The 17544-nt window shown below is 52.8% G+C and carries 15 protein-coding genes; 5 read left to right on the forward strand and 10 right to left on the reverse strand.

Annotation, left to right across the window (positions count from 1 at the left end; genetic code table 11):
- Positions 1-12 precede the first annotated feature (12 nt).
- Positions 13-348 (forward strand): YegP family protein, encoded by a 336-nt coding sequence (locus KU392_RS05275; protein ID WP_217734786.1) that lies wholly within the window; start codon positions 13-15, stop codon positions 346-348.
- Positions 349-409: 61 nt separating this feature from the next.
- Here the strand turns inward: KU392_RS05275 and KU392_RS05280 are convergent, their stop codons facing one another.
- The 5 genes from KU392_RS05280 to KU392_RS05300 are packed head-to-tail and all read right to left on the reverse strand — an operon-like array spanning position 410 to position 6575.
- Positions 410-1864 carry a cryptochrome/photolyase family protein gene (locus KU392_RS05280; protein ID WP_217734787.1) on the reverse strand — a complete coding sequence of 485 codons (1455 nt, stop codon included), beginning with the start codon at positions 1862-1864 and terminating at the stop codon, positions 410-412.
- A 42-nt stretch (positions 1865-1906) separates the two neighbouring features.
- Positions 1907-2674, reverse strand: a complete 768-nt coding sequence (locus tag KU392_RS05285; protein ID WP_217734788.1) for an ABC transporter ATP-binding protein — start codon at positions 2672-2674, stop codon at positions 1907-1909.
- A complete protein-coding gene (locus KU392_RS05290) occupies positions 2671-3447 on the reverse strand; it encodes an ABC transporter ATP-binding protein (protein WP_169292953.1) in 777 nt (258 codons plus the stop codon). The genes KU392_RS05285 and KU392_RS05290 overlap by 4 nt, the downstream gene beginning before the upstream one ends.
- Complete coding sequence (locus KU392_RS05295) at positions 3444-5357, reverse strand: ABC transporter permease (protein ID WP_217734789.1); 1914 nt, start codon at positions 5355-5357, stop codon at positions 3444-3446. Before KU392_RS05295 ends, KU392_RS05290 begins: the two co-directional genes overlap by 4 nt.
- Before the next feature lie 6 nt (positions 5358-5363).
- On the reverse strand, positions 5364-6575 hold the full coding sequence (locus KU392_RS05300) for an ABC transporter substrate-binding protein (protein WP_217734887.1): 1212 nt from the start codon (positions 6573-6575) through the stop codon (positions 5364-5366).
- A gap of 234 nt (positions 6576-6809) precedes the next feature.
- On the opposite strand from KU392_RS05300, the gene KU392_RS05305 reads away from it, so the two are divergent.
- Positions 6810-7586 (forward strand): ferredoxin--NADP reductase, encoded by a 777-nt coding sequence (locus tag KU392_RS05305; RefSeq protein WP_169292951.1) that lies wholly within the window; start codon positions 6810-6812, stop codon positions 7584-7586.
- A 48-nt stretch (positions 7587-7634) separates the two neighbouring features.
- Here KU392_RS05305 and KU392_RS05310 read toward each other — a convergent pair whose 3' ends face one another.
- Positions 7635-9455: a UvrD-helicase domain-containing protein gene (locus KU392_RS05310; RefSeq protein WP_217734790.1), complete on the reverse strand. Its 1821-nt coding sequence runs from the start codon at positions 9453-9455 to the stop codon at positions 7635-7637.
- Positions 9456-9618: 163 nt separating this feature from the next.
- Here KU392_RS05310 and KU392_RS05315 point away from each other — a divergent pair, with 163 nt between their 5' ends.
- On the forward strand, positions 9619-11796 hold the full coding sequence (locus KU392_RS05315) for a malate synthase G (RefSeq protein ID WP_169292949.1): 2178 nt from the start codon (positions 9619-9621) through the stop codon (positions 11794-11796).
- A 56-nt stretch (positions 11797-11852) separates the two neighbouring features.
- Here the strand turns inward: KU392_RS05315 and KU392_RS05320 are convergent, their stop codons facing one another.
- Positions 11853-12104 (reverse strand): hypothetical protein, encoded by a 252-nt coding sequence (locus KU392_RS05320; RefSeq protein ID WP_169292948.1) that lies wholly within the window; start codon positions 12102-12104, stop codon positions 11853-11855.
- On the opposite strand from KU392_RS05320, the gene KU392_RS05325 reads away from it, so the two are divergent.
- The gene (locus KU392_RS05325) at positions 12103-12612 is read left to right on the forward strand and encodes a PepSY-associated TM helix domain-containing protein (RefSeq protein WP_169292947.1); all 510 of its coding nucleotides are present in this window, start codon (positions 12103-12105) and stop codon (positions 12610-12612) included. The genes KU392_RS05320 and KU392_RS05325 overlap by 2 nt on opposite strands.
- Before the next feature lie 2 nt (positions 12613-12614).
- The gene (locus KU392_RS05330; protein WP_169292946.1) at positions 12615-13397 is read left to right on the forward strand and encodes a phosphodiester glycosidase family protein; all 783 of its coding nucleotides are present in this window, start codon (positions 12615-12617) and stop codon (positions 13395-13397) included.
- 31 nt (positions 13398-13428) lie between these two features.
- Here the strand turns inward: KU392_RS05330 and KU392_RS05335 are convergent, their stop codons facing one another.
- Genes KU392_RS05335 through KU392_RS05345 form a run of 3 tightly spaced genes read right to left on the reverse strand, consistent with a single transcriptional unit; the run spans position 13429 to position 17348 of the window.
- Entirely contained in the window at positions 13429-14361 is a 933-nt protein-coding gene (locus tag KU392_RS05335) for a pseudouridine synthase (protein ID WP_217734791.1), read from the reverse strand.
- A gap of 58 nt (positions 14362-14419) precedes the next feature.
- The gene (pntB, locus tag KU392_RS05340) at positions 14420-15805 is read right to left on the reverse strand and encodes a Re/Si-specific NAD(P)(+) transhydrogenase subunit beta (RefSeq protein WP_169292944.1); all 1386 of its coding nucleotides are present in this window, start codon (positions 15803-15805) and stop codon (positions 14420-14422) included.
- 1 nt (position 15806) lies between these two features.
- Complete coding sequence (locus tag KU392_RS05345) at positions 15807-17348, reverse strand: Re/Si-specific NAD(P)(+) transhydrogenase subunit alpha (RefSeq protein ID WP_169292943.1); 1542 nt, start codon at positions 17346-17348, stop codon at positions 15807-15809.
- Positions 17349-17544: the final 196 nt, after the last annotated feature.

Here is a 17544-nt window from a genome sequence, read left to right on the forward strand (position 1 = left end):
AAGGAGTCCAACATGTCTGCGTCTTTCGAGCTAAAAAAATCAAGCAATGGCCAGTTTCATTTTTCACTGAAAGCTGAAAATGGTTCCACCATCCTGAGCAGCGAACAATACACCACCGTTGCCGCCGCCAAAAATGGCCTGGCTTCCGTACAAAAAAACTGTACCGAAGACGACCATTATGTGGCCGGGACGTCCTCAAATGGCAAATTTTTCTTCAACCTGAAAGCCGGTAATGGTCAAATTATTGGTACCAGCCCCATGTTTGCCGATGAAGCAACGCGGCACTATGCCATCGCCGAATGCAAAACCGCGGCAAGCGCCACAGTTATCGACAACACCAACACCTGACCAGCGGTGTCATGTGCCGGCAAGCATGCTGCCTGCCGGCGTGGCAACCCGCTTCCTGGGCTTAATCGCCCGCTTTCAGCACCCCGTATCGCAACAGGGTGCGTTCTCGTGCCCGGGCATGATCCACAATAGGTGGCAAGTACACGCCTGCCATCAGCCAGGGCTCATGAATGGCCTTATCAGGCACCTGCTTCAGCTCGGGCACATAACGCCGGATGAATTTACCTTCAGGATCAAATTTTCTTGACTGAGTCACCGGATTAAAGATGCGAAACCAGGGCTGGGCATCACACCCGGTAGAAGCGGCCCATTGCCAGCCGCCATTATTCGAGGCCAGGTCATAATCATTCAGTTTATCGGCAAAATATTTTTCACCTTCACGCCAGTCAATACCCAGATCCTTGCACAAAAATGAAGCGGTGATCATGCGCAGCCGGTTATGCATGTAACCGGTCTGGTTCAGCTGGCGCATGGCGGCATCCACAATCGGATAACCTGTTCTGCCTTCACACCAGGCCGCAAAATACCCGGGATTGCTATCCCACACGATGCGGTCGCAGGCGCGCTGGAAAGACCGGTTCACGACATGTGGAAAATGATACAGAATGGCCTGATAGAACTCTCGCCAGATCAGCTCGGACAGCCAGGTTGCCGCGCCGTCATTGTTGTGTTGCAGGGCAAAACGGGCCAGCTTGCGCACAGACACCGTACCAAAACGGATATGTACCGACAGGTACGACACCCCCTTGACCGCCGGAAAGTCACGCGCCTCTTTATAGCGCGCCATCCGGGTGCTGAAGTCTTCAAACAGGGTTTGCGCACCACTGCTGCCGGCTGGCATGGACAATGATGCCCAGGTACCGGACTCAAAACCCATCTGTTCCAATGAAGGAATACTTTCCCCCCGTGGTTTGCTGGCCAGCCGGGCGGCATATTTTTCAACCGGATAGGCTTTAAGCTGGAAATCATCGACTTTCTTCAGCCAGGCATTCTTGTAGGGGGTGAAAACACTATATGGCTTGCCCGCCTGCGTCAGAACCTCATGGGTTTCAAAAACCACCTGATCCTTGAAATCGGCAAACCCGATACCCATGACATCAAGGCTGGCCGCCACCCTTTGGTCACGCGCGATGGCCAACGGTTCATAATCGCGATTGGTGAATACTTTCTGCACGCCCAGCTGCCGGGCCAATTCGGGAATACAATCCCGGGCCGCCCCATACCTGACAATCAGGCCACTGCCCTGCCCGCCCGCACGCAATGACAGGGCATGCAAGCCGGCATCCAGGGCCAGAACGCTTTGATGAATAAATTCAACCCGGCGGTCTTTACGGCTGGGCAGGGCATTTAGAATATCGGTATCAAAAACAAACACACAATACACTTTTTGTGCGACCCGCAAAGCATGATAAAGCGCGGCATGATCCTCACAGCGCAAGTCACGGCGAAACCAGACCAGGGCCGCAGTGACAGGGGCGGGTTCGGCAAGCGCTTGTGTTGCATGGTTATTTGGCATTAATGTTTATCCCTTTGGTTACATACCATCCACGCTTCAAACTCAAACCGTCAGGTAAGCCCGTTTGACCGCTTCATTTTCCATCAGTGACTGGATGGAACCACTATATTTGATTTGTCCCTTTTCGAGCACATAAGCCCGGTCCGACACCAACTCAGCAAAGGGCAGGTTCTGTTCTGACAACAAAATACCAAGCCCTTTTTCTTTAAGGGCCAGTATCATGCGGGCCATTTGCTCCACCACCACCGGTGCCACCCCTTCCGAGGGCTCATCGAGCAGCACCATGAAAGGGTTACCCATTAAGGTCCGGGCCACGCTCAGCATTTGCTGCTCGCCCCCGCTCATCTTGCCACCGGGCCGGTCCAGCATTTTGCCCAAATTGGGAAACAGGGAAAACAGGGACTCACGGGTCCAGACAACAGCCTCACGGCCATCAGGCCAATGTCGCACGGGCTGGCGTCCCACATCCAGATTCTCGGTCACGCTCAGGTCGGAAAACACCCGCCGGTCTTCAGGCACATAACCCAGACCCAACCTGGCAATCCGGTAGGGTGGCCAGCGTGAAATATCCTGGCCCATGAAAATCACCTTGCCACTGGTGCGATCCAGCAGGCCCATGATGGATTTGAGGGTGGTTGATTTTCCCGCGCCATTACGGCCCATTAACGCCACCACTTCACCGCGGCCCACCGTCAGATTCACATCAAACAGGATATGTGCCCCGCCATACCAGGCATTCAGGCCTGCAACCGTTAACAAATCTGTTTCACCCGCCCCCGGCATTGATTTTTCCGGCAAGATGGCACTCATGTTGTCAACCCTTCTTTCAGTTTTTCCAATCCGATTCCCGAGCCCAGGTACACTTCCCTGACCTGCGGATGGTTGCGGATTTCATCGGGAGAGCCTTCGGCAATCAGCCAGCCGGCGGCCAGCACAATAATACGGTCGGCATAGGCAAACACCACATCCATACTATGTTCGGTAAACAGGACACCCATATTGCGCTGCCTGGCCAGTTTATGCGTCAGGGCCATCAATGCATTGCGTTCCTGGGGGGCCATGCCTGCCGTGGGCTCATCCATGAGTAATAAAACCGGATCATTGGCAAGGGCCATGGCCAGCTCCACCCGTTTCACATCACCATAGGCCAGTTCGCTGCAGGGCCGGTCGGCCTGGTCTTCCATACCCACCTGTGCCAACAAAGCCAAGGCCTGTTCCCGGTATTGTGCAGCGGCCGACCTGAAAAACGAAAACATTTTCCGGTGAAAAGACAGCAGGGTCATTTGCACGTTTTCAACCACGGTGAGCGAGGCAAAAGTGGCGGCAATCTGGAAAGTGCGACCCACGCCCAGCTGCCAGATATCACGTGCGTGCAGACCCAGGATGGGTTGACCGTTCAGCAGAACCGTTCCCTGATTGGCCCTGGCCTGACCACCAATCATGTTGAAAGTGGTTGACTTGCCTGCCCCGTTGGGGCCGATCAGGGCCAGCATTTCACCGGGCTCCAGGCTGAAACTCACCCCCCGGACCGCCATGAAATCGCCATAGGACTTATGAAGATCATTCACCTGCAACAAACTCATGGCTGTCCTTTGGAAGTCATGGCCTGACGGGCCTGAAAACGCCTGCCCAGCTGGGCAAAGAATCCGGCAATACCCTGAGGAAACAATAAAACCAGTACCAGAATAACCAGACCAAACAGGGCTTTCCAATAATCGGTCATACCCACTACGTAATCATGCAGCACGGTATAGGAAAATGCACCAACAATGGGCCCCAGCAAAGACTGCACGCCCCCCAGCAACACCATGACCAAACCGTCAACAGACTTGCTGATATGCAATTCTTCAGGAGAAACACTGCCTTTGGAATACACATACAGCACCCCTGCCAGACCGGCAAACAGACCGGCGATTACAAAGGCCAGCCATTGGGTATGTTTCACGTTAATGCCAATCGCATCACTGCGCAATACCGAGTCACGCCCGGCCCGCATGGCATAACCAAACGGCGAAAACAGCAGGCGACGCAACGCCAGCACACTGCCTGCCACAATGATAAGCGTAAAGTAGTAATAGGCTTGTGGACTGTTTAACCAATCAGGCGGCCAGATCCCGATCAGGCCATTGGAGCCACCCGTAAAACTGTCCCACTGAAACACGACCGACCATGTAATCTGGGCAAACGCCAGGGTCAGCATGGCCAGGTAAATACCGCTAAGCCGCACACAGAACCAGCCATATACCAAGGCACCCAGGGCCGCAAACAGGGGGGCGATAAACAGGGTCGCCACCAGAGGCAAACCCGCTTTTTGCATCAGCAAAGCGGCGGCATAGGCCCCCAGACCAAAATAAGCGGCATGGCCAAAGGTATGCATGCCCGCCGGCCCGGCAATAAAATGCAGGCTGGTGGCAAACAACACGGCAATCAGGGCATCCTGCGTCAGGATCATCAGATAGGGAAACCTGTCTTCCAGCAGCGGCACCCCCGCCAGTAACAGCAAGGTCAGGCACGCGGCTATTTGAAGGAAGCGGCCAGCCGGGCGAATGGGTGCCTCAACCGGTGCCGAATTGCGTGAAGCGGCCTGCTCCCTGCCCAGCAAACCCCATGGCCTGAACACCAGCACCAGTGCCATAATCAGGAACTCAACCACCATGGTCAGTTGGGAAAACTCAATCTGCAGGCCCGCCAGCTGTACTGTTCCCAGCCAGATACAAATAGCCTTCATTTCGGTAATCAACAGCGCCGCCAGAAAAGCACCGGTAATGGAACCCATGCCCCCCACAACCACCACAGCAAAGGCATCGCCAATAATACGCATGTCCAGCCCCAGGCTGGCAGGCTCATTGGGCAGCTCCAGCGCGCCACCCAGACCCGCCAGAAAAGAACCCAGTGCAAACACACTGGTAAACAGCCATGCCTGGTTAACGCCCAGGGCCCCCAGCATTTCCTTGTCCTGGGTTGCCGCACGCACAAACGTGCCCCAGCGGGTACGGTTCAGCAGCCACCACAATAGCAGCAATACCAGGGGGCCGATAATCATCAGGAAAATGTTATAGGTGGGAAACATGCGTCCCAACACCGGTATGGCGCCTTCCAGCCCCGGGGCCTGCATGCCCAGCAAGTCTTCAGGCCCCCATAACCAATGGGCCGCATCGCTGGCAATCAGCACCAGCGCAAAAGTGGCCAGCAACTGGAACAGTTCGGGGGCACGGTAGATGCACCTGAGCAGAAAAACTTCAATGAGTACACCCAGTACGGCCACCAGCAGGCCGGCCGCCAGCAGCCCCCCCCAGAATCCCAGTGCTGTGCCACCCAGCCATGAGGTGAGCGAATAGGCAATATAAATGCCCAGCATATACAGGGAACCATGGGCGAAATTGATAATCCGGGTGACCCCGAAAATCAATGACAGCCCGGCAGCCACCATAAACAGGGATGAGGTTCCCGCCAGACCGTTCAGCAGCTGAACAATTAAACCCGAGACTTCCATTGTGACTTATTCGGCAGGACGCAGTTTTTTCACTTCCTCATCGGAAGGCTGTACATCTTTACCGTCCACATAGCGGATATCAGTCATGATACCCTTGCCGTCCTTGACATCCAGCCTGCCCACATAAGCGCCCATGGTGGACTGGTTGTCAATGTCACGGTATTCAATTTCACCAAACGGAGTGGGCACTTTCAGTCCCTTGAAGGCTTCAATCAGGGCTTCGGTATCGGTGGAGCCTGCCGCTTTGATTCCTTCGGCCAGTGACATGATCATGGCATAACCCACAATCGAACCGGCACGCGGATAGTCGTTGAACTTGTCCTGGTAAGCCTTCAGGAAGGCATTATGTTCGGGCGTGTCAATCGCATACCAGGGGTAACCGGTCACAAACCAGCCTTTGGGGGTGTCTTCACCCAAAGGGTCCAGATACTCGGGTTCACCCGTTAACAGGCTAACCACCGGCAGGTCGTCAAAAAACTGGCGGGTTTTGCCAGCCCGCACGAATTTGGTCAGATCGGTGCTGAACAATACGTTAAACAGCGCATCGGGTTTGGCATCGGCCAGGGCCTGCACCACGTTACCCGCGTCAATCTTGTTCAGGGTAACGGCCTGCTCGGCCACGAACTCCACATCGGGCTGTTGCGCTTTCAGCAGTTTCTTGAATGACTCAATAGCCGATTGCCCGTATTCATAATTGGGATACACCAGGGCCCAGCGCTTTTTGTTCATTTTGACCGCTTCGGGAATCAGCATGGCCACTTTCATATAAGTGGAATCGCGCAGGCGATAGGTATACCGGTTACCGTTTTCCCAAACGATTTTGTCAGTCAGGGGTTCACCGGCCAGGAAGAATACTTTTTTCTGTTTGGCGAAGTCGGCCAGTGCCAGACCGATATTCGACAGGAAACTGCCTGTTAATACATCAACCTTGTCACGGGTAATAAGTTGCTGGGCTTCACGGATGGCATTGCCCTGGTTGCCCGCATCATCACGAATCAGGACTTCCACTTTTTTGCCATTCAGGCCACCCGCCTGGTTGATTTGCTCAACCGCCAGATCAATCCCTTTTTTATACGGCTCCAAAAAAGCCGGAATGGTTTTATAACTGTTGATTTCACCAATGCGGATCACGTCTTGTGCGTATGCCGTTACGGACACCGACACGGCAAGCAGCGGAGCAACACCCCATTGCCAGATTGTTCTGGAAAATGCTTTCATAACCATATTTGTAGACTCCCTGCCACAAGCCATAGACAAGCTGTTTATAAACTTATTACTGAATAATTGGAAAACGCGGGAATTAACCCGAAAAAAAGGAAATTAATAGTAATTTACTGCTTTTTGATTAATTAAAAGAAGATAGTTTGATTATATTCAAGAAAATATTTTGCTTTCTTTTGTAGAATAACAAATTCTTTTTTATTTTTAATAACTCCAACAGGTCAATCGTTTATGGCTGCAGCTTTTCTTGAAGGCAAAGTATTAAGTGTCCACCACTGGACAGATCGCCTTTTCAGTTTTACTACTACCCGCGACCAGGCCCTTCGTTTCAGTAACGGCCATTTCACCATGATCGGCTTGCCGGTTAATGGCAAACCATTGCTACGCGCCTACAGTATTGCCAGCCCCAATTACGAAGAGCATCTCGAATTCCTTAGCATCAAGGTTCCCGACGGCCCGCTTACCTCGCGCCTGCAACATATCAAGGTTGGCGACAATATCATTATTGGCCGCAAGCCTACCGGAACCCTGCTCATCGATTATCTCTTGCCCGGCAAACGGCTCTATATGCTGTCAACGGGTACGGGTCTGGCACCGTTCCTGAGCATCATGCGCGACCCCGAGACCTATGAGCGTTTTGAAGAGGTCATTCTGGTGCATGGCGTACGTTTCGTTAACGAATTGTGTTATCGCGATTATTTCATCAATGAATTGCCCAAAAATGAATTCCTGGGTGAAATGGTCACCAATCAACTCAAATATTACCCCACGGTTACCCGCGAACCCTTTGAAAACCAGGGTCGCATTACCGATCTTATCGAAAACGGCAAACTGTTCACCGACCTGAATGTCCCTGAACTCAACCCCGAAGAAGATCGCGTCATGATCTGTGGCAGCCCTGGCCTGCTGCGCGACCTGAAACCCATTCTGGAAAAACGCGGTTTTAACGAGGGCAGCACCTCCAAACCGGGCGCTTATGTGGTTGAACGCGCTTTCGTTGACCAATAAACACCCTTATCAAGCACATATTGCCCCATCAATCGCTGTTGAACTTAGCTAACCCGCTAACAGAAACAGCGATTTTTTTGTCCGGGTAATGGCCACGTAAAAACGGTTGCGTTCTATCGCATCATCACTGCCCCGGGTACTGAATCCTGCCAGGCTTGCGTTATACACCAGCACTTCATCAAATTCACGTCCCTTGGCTTCACTCACGGTATAAAAGCGGATCCCGCCCCGGGTTTTCCAGCTGGCCAAAAGCCGATCATACAGGGCAGGCCATTGCTCAAGACTTGCCTGCCGGTCAGCCAAAAATTGCAACAGACCCAGCCACGAAGACCAGGCGGTCTGTTCCAGCACCCGATGCTGAGCAGTCCCCAGACTGAACACCCCTGACATGCGTGCAAAGGTTTCCAGTTCTGCCACCAGTCCGGCTTTTGTGCTTTTATGATCAAGCCACCATTGCAGGGCGCCTTTCATCTCATCGGTAAAGGCTTCTCCTTTGACCGAGCCACCCCGCAAATGCAGATCCAGATACATGCGCAAACTGCCTGGTGTTGCCTTATGGGCAATTTCATGCTTGGCCTGTTCGTCCAGCAGGCAATGCGGCAAGCTTAAAAACTGCAGCACGGCCTCGTCCATTTTTTTTACCATGGGGGCAAACCGGGGAAAGCGTACCGAATACAAGTAAAGCAGCATGCTGACGGCAAACGTATTCACCAACGGATAAGCCAGGGCCGGGCCGCTATCGCCACTATTGAACAGATCAAAAGCCGCACGAACCTTATCTGCCCCATTGCGGCAAACCACCGCCAAATGCGGCAAACGGGCCGGTTTGAGATGGGGCAGCAAATCGGCCATCGTACCCTTTACGGCCGTAATGCCGGTTTTATGTTTGGCCATTGACTGCAATTGCCGGCCCGTCAGCTTGCCAGCCAATTCAGCCAGGGCATTGCCAAAACGGTAAGTGTGCAAGGAATGGATGGTACGGGCCGAATAGTGCTGCACATAGGTATCAAACACCGCATCGGTATCGGTACCCCGCCAGGCAAAAATATTCTGCATCCGGTCACCAACCGCCATAATACGTGCCTGCGGACTTAATACCTTAAACAGGAAGGCCAGCTGCAAAGGGGTCGTGTCATGAAACTCATCAATAAACACAAAACGGTACCCGCCCATAAAGCGCTCATCCAGGGTTTCTGACTCGAGCCGCTCCAGCAGGTCAAACACCGCCTCGGATATCAGCCGGAACCCAAACAACCCGGCTCTTTGGGCAGGCGCCACATAAGGATCCAGCAAAAGGCTTTCCGTACCTGCCTCGGGCCCGGGCCAATGGGCACGGTACGAGTCATACGCATAAAAAACGCGGCGCACAAAACGGTAATCAAAATTTAGCTTGCCTTCGCAGATGAACTCACAATCTTCAGCCGACTCGGCCTCCCAGGCCCTGGAGGCACGAAAAAAATCCATGTCGGCCATCAGCGCATTCATGTGTTCTTCATTAATCTGCGGTGCCGTGAATTCCCAGTCAAAACCTTCTTCACAGGCTTCTTCCACCAGTTGTGGCAACAATTCCCGCACGACAGCGGTACGTTCCAGCACATAACGTTCATCCCCCAGGCGACGCAACAGCTGATGCGCCAGACCGTCAATCGTACTGATGGTCAGATTCGGTTGCTCGGCCGAAACCAGCCCCCGTTTTTGCATATAGCCACTTAATACATCACGCCCGGCACGGCTGAATGTCATTAGCAAAGTCGGTGCACCAGGCACGCAATGCCGGGCCTCTTCCGCAATCAGGGTGGATTTCCCGCTACCGGCCACGCCCTCGACCAGCAAGGCCTTTTCAGGATAATGATTGAACAGGTTTTGCATGAACCAATGCTTCCATTTATAAACTCAAAATAAATATCGCTTTTTACTAAAAGTAAAAACTGTGTTTACCCCAGGCACCTTGAGGCTTAGTGTGCATCGCGTCATAATAGCATCATCATTCTTCAAATATACGCAAAAAAAATTTCCATGACAGGAGCACGACATGACTGAAAGAACCCAATGCCACCGTTTGCAGGTAGCCACCGTACTGAAAGACTTCATCGATACCCGCGCCCTGCCGGGTACCGGTGTCGATCCTGCCGCTTTCTGGCAAGGGTTCGACCAGCTTATCCATGACCTGGCCCCTGAAAACAAGGCATTGCTGGCCGAGCGTGACCGCATCCAGGCCGAAATGGACAACTGGTACCGCGCCAACCCGGGCCCCATCCAAAACATGCCTGCCTATAAGGATTTCCTGAAAAAAATCGGCTACCTGAAAGACGTACCGACCGACTTCAAGGTCAGTACCGCCAACATTGATTACGCCATTTCCGACCAGGGTGGCCCGCAACTGGTAGTACCCATTACCAATGCGCGTTATGCCCTGAATGCCGCCAATGCGCGCTGGGGCAGCCTGTACGATGCCCTGTATGGTACCGATGCCATCAGCGAAGACGATGGCGCAACCAGCACCGGAGGCTATAACCCTGTGCGCGGTGAAAAAGTCATTGCCTATGGCCGCGAATTCCTTGACCAAAGCATTCCGCTGGCCCAGGGCTCACACAAAGATGTCAGCCAATACAGCGTCAATCAGGGCGGGTTTTGTGCCACCCTCACAGACGGCAGCCAAACCACGCTGGCCGATCCCGCCTGCTTCCTGGGTTACCGTGGCAATCCCAACACCCCTGAAGCACTTGTGATTCGCCACAATGGCCTGCATTTTGAAATCCAGATCGACCGCAACCACCCCATTGGCAAACAGGACCTGGCCGGTGTCAAAGACCTGTTACTCGAATCCGCTCTCAGTACGATCATGGACTGTGAAGACTCGATCGCCGCTGTCGATGCCGAAGACAAAGTCCTGGCCTACAGTAACTGGCTGGGCCTGATGAACGGTACCCTGAGTGATACCTTCGTCAAAAACGGCAAGACCATGACCCGTACCCTGAACCCCGATCGCCAGTACACCACCAAAACCGGTGAAACAGCAACCCTGCAGGGCCGCTCGCTCATGTTTATCCGTAACGTCGGTCACTTAATGAGCAATCCGGCCATCCTTGACGAAAACGGCAATGAGGTCCCTGAAGGCATCATGGACGCCGTCATTACCAGCCTGATCGCCATTCATGACCTGAAACGTGAAGGCAGCGAACGCAACTCACATACCGGCTCCATCTATATTGTCAAACCCAAAATGCATGGCCCCGACGAAGTTGCCTTTGCCACCCAACTGTTCAGTCGCACCGAACAACTGCTGGGCCTGGCCCCCAATACCCTGAAAATGGGCGTCATGGATGAAGAGCGTCGTACCAGCGTCAACCTGAAAGCCTGCGTATTTGAAGCCAAAGAGCGCATCGCCTTCATTAACACCGGTTTTCTTGACCGCACCGGTGACGAAATCCACACGTCCATGGAAGCCGGCCCGGTCATCCGCAAGGCCGATATCAAGCAAACCGCCTGGATTGATGCCTACGAACGCAATAACGTACAAACCGGCCTGGCCTGCGGCCTGGTGGGCAAGGCACAAATCGGTAAGGGCATGTGGGCCATGCCAGACCTGATGGCTGCCATGATTGAGCAGAAAATCGGCCATTTGAAAGCCGGTGCCAATACCGCCTGGGTGCCTTCACCTACCGCGGCAACCCTGCATGCCCTGCATTACCATCAGGTTAATGTGAAGGAAGTCCAGAAAAGCCTGGAAGGTGACACCAGCGATTACCTTGACCGCATCCTGACCATCCCCGTGGCAGAAAACACCAACTGGAGCGAAGAAGAGAAACAGCAGGAGCTGGACAACAATGCCCAGGGTATCCTGGGTTATGTGGTGCGCTGGGTGGATCAGGGTATTGGCTGCTCCAAAGTGCCCGATATCCACGACATCGGTCTAATGGAAGACCGGGCCACCCTGCGCATTTCCAGCCAGCACATTGCCAACTGGCTGCGCCATGGCATTGTCAGTGAAGAGCAGGTTCGCAAAACCCTGGAACGCATGGCTGCCGTAGTTGACAAGCAAAATGAAGGCGATCCGGCTTACCGCCCCATGGTTGGCAATTTTGATACCTCTCCCGCCTTCCAGGCCGCCAGTGACCTGATCTTCAAGGGCCTGACTCAGCCTAATGGCTATACCGAGCCGCTATTGCATCACTGGCGTCAGGTTGCCAAGGCACAATATCGTTCATAAGCCGCTTATTCATAAACCCCATGCACCTTCCCCCAAGGCATGGGGTTTAACCATGATTAAGCAGTAAAGTCAATTTCATTTTCAACGGAATTAACAGAATTTAAGCGAAAAACCCTTAAAATAAAAGCTATTGCTTGCCTTACCTTTTTAAATGGTAGTAAACTCAAGCACATAGGATCATCAAAATCACACAAGGCTGAAAGGTTGCAGGGCCCCATCTGCCGTTTTTTCCGCATGGGATTCCCTACCAGACACACCACGTCACCCAAGATCAGGACGATGGAAAAAGTCAATTCAGAAACTGACATGCAAACCCCGAACACCTCCTATTCAGGGCAGAAGGAATACGCTGCTCACGGCATGCGCTATCGCTGGTATTTTTATCTGGCCCTGCTCCTCATTCCGGTCATCACCATTCTGGCTTGCAACGCGATTACCAATTTCTACAATACTCATATCGACTCCTGGGCCTACCATGACCGGTTTTATGTTCAAGAACAAAACCAGGACCCCATACCGTCACAAATCCTTTACGAGGAAGCCCGTAAATACCTTCCTGCCAATGCCATTCTGGTTAGCGCAAAAATTGATCAGTCCCCCGATAGCAGTGCCCAGTTCAAGTTCAAGGTAAACGGACTATATAACCAGAGCATTTTCCTGAACCCTTATACCGGTGAGGTACTGGGCGTCCTCGATGGCCAGCACGCCAATACCCGGTTCTGGGTGGGCACCGTTGCTTACTGGCTGGTCCTGTTACTGACATGCTGGCTGGCATTATGGTGCGCGCTCAGGATTGAACGTCACCGATCCTCCTGAGCATGCTTCATTTTCTCCTGCTTCGTCTCTTGCCGGTACTGGGTCTTCTGCTGTCCCCCCTGGTACATGCCCAAGAACAGGTCAGTCCATGCATACAATATGAAACAACAGATCAGAACCGGGTTCATATTGCCAAAATCGACCTTCACTGCCCCGGCATTCAAATCATTGGCACCCCCATCAAACAAGCCTATCAAACCACATCCAACTTTGCTTTCCCCAATCAAACAACCGTCGCCATCAACGGTGCTTTCTTTGATGAAAACAACAAGCCACAAGGTTTGAATGTCAGCAATGGCATCCTCTGGCCGGGCAGCTACGATACCCCCCACCACGCTTTTCTGGCCTGTACCATTAACAATCGCTGTTTCATCGAGGCCCCCAACCGAAAAACGGCTTATAACCCCGCCTGGCATACGGTTATCTCAGGCTGGCAAACCCTTAAAAATGGCCGTTATATCTGCCCGAATGGCAGCTCGAAAATATGTCATTCAAACGCCCGTGGCCAACATCCCCGCACAGCCCTGGGCCTTAGCAACAATAAGCGCTACCTATACCTGGTCGTGGTGGAAGGCCGCCAGGCCAATTTCAAGGGATATACCCTGAACCAGCTGGCACGCCTGTTTAAAAAAATGAATGTGAACAATGCCCTGAACCTGGATGGCGGCGGCAGCAGCACCATGATTATCAATCGCACCCGCGTCAATGAACTGCCCTCGCGCCAGTTCTTTCTGGAACGCAATGTCGCCAATCACCTTGGCATTATCGATACCACGCCGCATTAACATCACGTGTCATGCACCAAGCTGCAACGGATTAACGCGACAAGGTTTCGGTCATATCAGACAGCATTTCCAACGTTCTGCGGCTTTCAAAAAACCGCGCCTGACCGGTCACCGGATCGGTAAAACCAATTGAACGGGCCAATAGTTGCAGAGGTCTGTCAAAGTGGTCCTCTTCACGGGCAGGCAATAAAGCCGGATAGAACTCATCATTGCAAATCGGTATGCCCAGACCATTCATATGCACCCGCAGCTGGTGCTTTTTACCGGTCAGCGGTTCCAGCAAATAATGGCCCCATTTCCCGTTATGCGCCAACAGGCTGATGCGGGTACGACTGTTGGGCGCCTCGGCCACTTCTTCCATGGTGAAATACTGCGCACTTTTACGGATATGGCTCTCGCGTATCAGGGGGAATTCCAGACTGGTCTTGAAGGGAGCGATGGCCTCATAGGTTTTGTACACATCACGTGTCTGGAACAAGGTCTGGTAGGCACCCCGATGGCGTTTATTGGCACAGAAAAGCAGCAAACCCGCCGTATCCCGGTCAAGACGGTGAATCGGGCTCAACTCAAAGTTATTGAGCTGTTTGCGTAAACGGATCAGGGCGGTTTCCTGCAAATAACGCCCCCCCGGGATACTGGCCAGAAAATGGGGTTTGTCAGCCACCACCAGACATTCATCCTGGTACAGCACCGCTATCTCAAAAGGGACATTCACTTCGGCCGGTACCTCGCGGTAATACCACAACCAGCTGTCCGCGATAAAAGGACTGTCCAGCCGCATGGGTACACCGGTGGCATCCACCATATCTCCACGAGCCAGCCGCTCACGCAGTATGTCCGGAGACATATGCGGAAATTTCACCAGCAGAAAACTGAACAAATCGGGCCATTGCTGCTCCCGTGGCAAATACAGGCGGCTAGGTACAATACCATCGCGAACGGGCAAGGGAAAAGATTGAGACATGAAAACAGAAACAGGGCTAAACCGTAAAAAAACGATTATAGCCCTGTGGATGCCTACATTACAAAGCGCGTAATATGGACTCTACTGTTCCTTTCGCATCACCAAAACACATAAAGCTGTTGTCTTTGAAGAACAGCGGATTTTGCACACCGGCATAACCCGTGCTCATGGAGCGTTTAAATACAATCACCTGCTGCGCCTTCCAGACCTCAAGAACCGGCATGCCGGCAATCGGGCTGGTCGGGTCTTCGCTGGCGGCCGGATTCACGGTATCGTTGGCACCAATGACCAACACCACATCGGTATCGGCAAAGTCCTCGTTGATTTCATCCATTTCAAGCACGATATCGTAAGGCACCTTGGCTTCGGCCAAGAGCACGTTCATATGACCGGGCAAGCGGCCCGCCACCGGATGGATGCCAAAGCGCACGTTAATCCCTTTATTGCGCAAGTGCTGGGTAATTTCAGCCACCGGATACTGGGCCTGGGCCACGGCCATGCCATAGCCGGGAGTAATAATGACCGAACTGGCATTCTTCAGGATTTCGGCCACTTCCTCGGGTACCATTTCACGATATTCACCCATTTCCTCATCACTGCCACTGGCAACGGCATCATTGCCAAAACCCCCGGCAATCACCGAAATGAAAGACCGGTTCATGGCCTTGCACATGATGTAAGAAAGAATCGCCCCCGATGAACCCACCAGGGCCCCCGTCACGATCAACAGGTCATTGGACAGCATGAAACCCGCCGCGGCCGCCGCCCAGCCCGAATAGGAGTTGAGCATGGACACCACGACCGGCATATCGGCGCCCCCGATGGAAGCCACCAAATGCCAGCCAAATGCCAGGGCAATGAGGGTCATGAGAATGAGCGCAAAGGTTGAACCGCCAGAAGCAATAAATTGCCACATCAGCAGGAATGACACCAGCAATGCCAGCGCATTAAGCTTGTGACGATGTGGCAGCATTAAGGCCTTGGAACTGATGGAACCGCGCAGTTTGCCAAAAGCGACGATGGAGCCTGTAAAGGTTACCGCACCAATGAACACGCCCAGGAAAACTTCACCCAGGTGAATGTTCTGCATGGCGCCTGACAAAGTGCCATGGCTGTCGGCCGTGATATAGCTGTTGTAGCCTACAAAAACCGCCGCCAGACCCACAAAGCAGTGCAACATGGCAATCAGCTCGGGCATTTGCGTCATTTCCACTTTTTGTGCCAGACGCATGCCGATGGCACCACCAATGATCATGGCAATGATAATCCAGACCAGGCCTTCCACATTCTGGCTGAAAATGGTGGCCAGCAGGGCAATCGCCATGCCGGCAATCCCGAATGTATTGCCATTGCGGGCGGTTTCCTGTTTTGACAAGCCCGCCAGACTGGCAATGAACAACAATGCGGCAATAATATATGCCGCCATAACCAAACCTTGAGACATATTATTCACCCTTGTCTTTTCTGAACATTTTCAGCATGCGCTGCGTAACCAGGAAGCCCCCTGCAATATTGATGCTGGCAATCAGAATGGCAATAAATGCCAGCACACTGACCAACCCGTTGCCATGCCCGATTTGCAGCAAGGCACCCACCACAATAATGCCGGAAATCGCATTGGTGACCGACATAAGCGGGGTATGCAGGGAATGGGTCACGTTCCAGACCACGTAGTAACCCACTACGCAAGCCAGCACAAAAACCGTAAAGTGAGACAGGAACTCGGGGGGCGACCAGGCACCGGCCATGCCAAACAGCACGAGCAGTACGGCCAATACCCCCAACTTGAAGCGGACCGATTTCGGCTCGGTTTTTTTAACCGCGGCAACCGGCTTGGCAGCGGCGGCAGGCGCTGCCGACACACTGATGGGCGGGGGCGGGAAAGTAACGGCACCCTGGGTAATCACGCTCATATTGCGCAACACCACATCTTCCTGATTGATATCAATCTGGCCGTCTTTATCCTTGCACAGCAATTTGCTTAAATTCACCAGATTGGTGGCATACAGCTGCGAAGACTGGGCCGGCAAACGACCGGGCAAATCGGTGTACCCCACGATTTTGACGCCATTATCGGTCATGAAGACTTCACCGGCACGGGTATATTCGCAGTTGCCACCGGCGGCAGCGGCCATATCCACAATAACCGAGCCCGGTTTCATGCTGTCCACCATATCACGGGTAATCAGCTTGGGGGCCGGTTTACCCGGAATAAGGGCAGTGGTAATAATGATATCCACTTCCTTGGCCTGTTCGGCAAACAGGGCCATTTCGGCACGGATGAACTCTTCGGACATGGTCTTGGCATAACCGTCTGACGACGAACCGTTTTCATCACCAAAATCCAGTTTCAGGAATTGGCCACCCATGGATTCAATCTGCTCGGCCACTTCAAGACGGGTATCAAAAGCCCGTACAATGGCCCCTAAAGAACCTGCCGTGCCAATGGCTGCCAGGCCAGCTACACCGGCACCTATCACCAGCACCTTGGCAGGCGGCACCTTGCCGGCGGCCGTGATCTGGCCGGTAAAGAAACGGCCGAACTCGTGAGCCGCTTCAATAACGGCACGATAACCGCCAATATTGGCCATGGACGACAGCGCATCCAGCGACTGGGCCCGCGAAATGCGCGGTACCATGTCCATGGCCAGCACGTTGATCTGCTTGCCAGCCAGCTTTTGCACCAGCTCGGGATTCTGGGCCGGCCAGATAAAACTCACTAGCGTACTGCCTTCCCTGAGCAAGGCAATTTCTTCATCAGTAGGAGCATTAACCTTGTAAACCAGGTCTGATTGCCATACTTCCTGTCGTGTGCCTGTTTGTGCTCCTGCATTGATATAAGCCTGATCATCAAAACTGGCCAACTGGCCTGCCGAATGTTCAATCATGATATCAAAGCCCAGTTTTTGCAGCTGTTCAACCGTTGCTGGCGTTGCCGCCACCCTGGTCTCTGCCTGCAAACTTTCTTTGGGTATACCTATACGCACAACTTACCTCCCTATAGCTTTTAAATAAAAAAACGGTCTCAATCAATAATTTATGTTTATTTTTGTTATTGATTTTTTTCTAACGTAACATACTAACGTTTAATCATATATAGATTTTCCAACCTGACTGTTTAATAATCTGCTCATGCATTAATATAGACAAAAAAATACAGCTCACTTTATTCAAGCTGCTATA

It is taken from the genome of Advenella alkanexedens (assembly GCF_019132845.1).
Classification (GTDB): Bacteria; Pseudomonadota; Gammaproteobacteria; order Burkholderiales; family Burkholderiaceae_B; genus Advenella; species Advenella alkanexedens.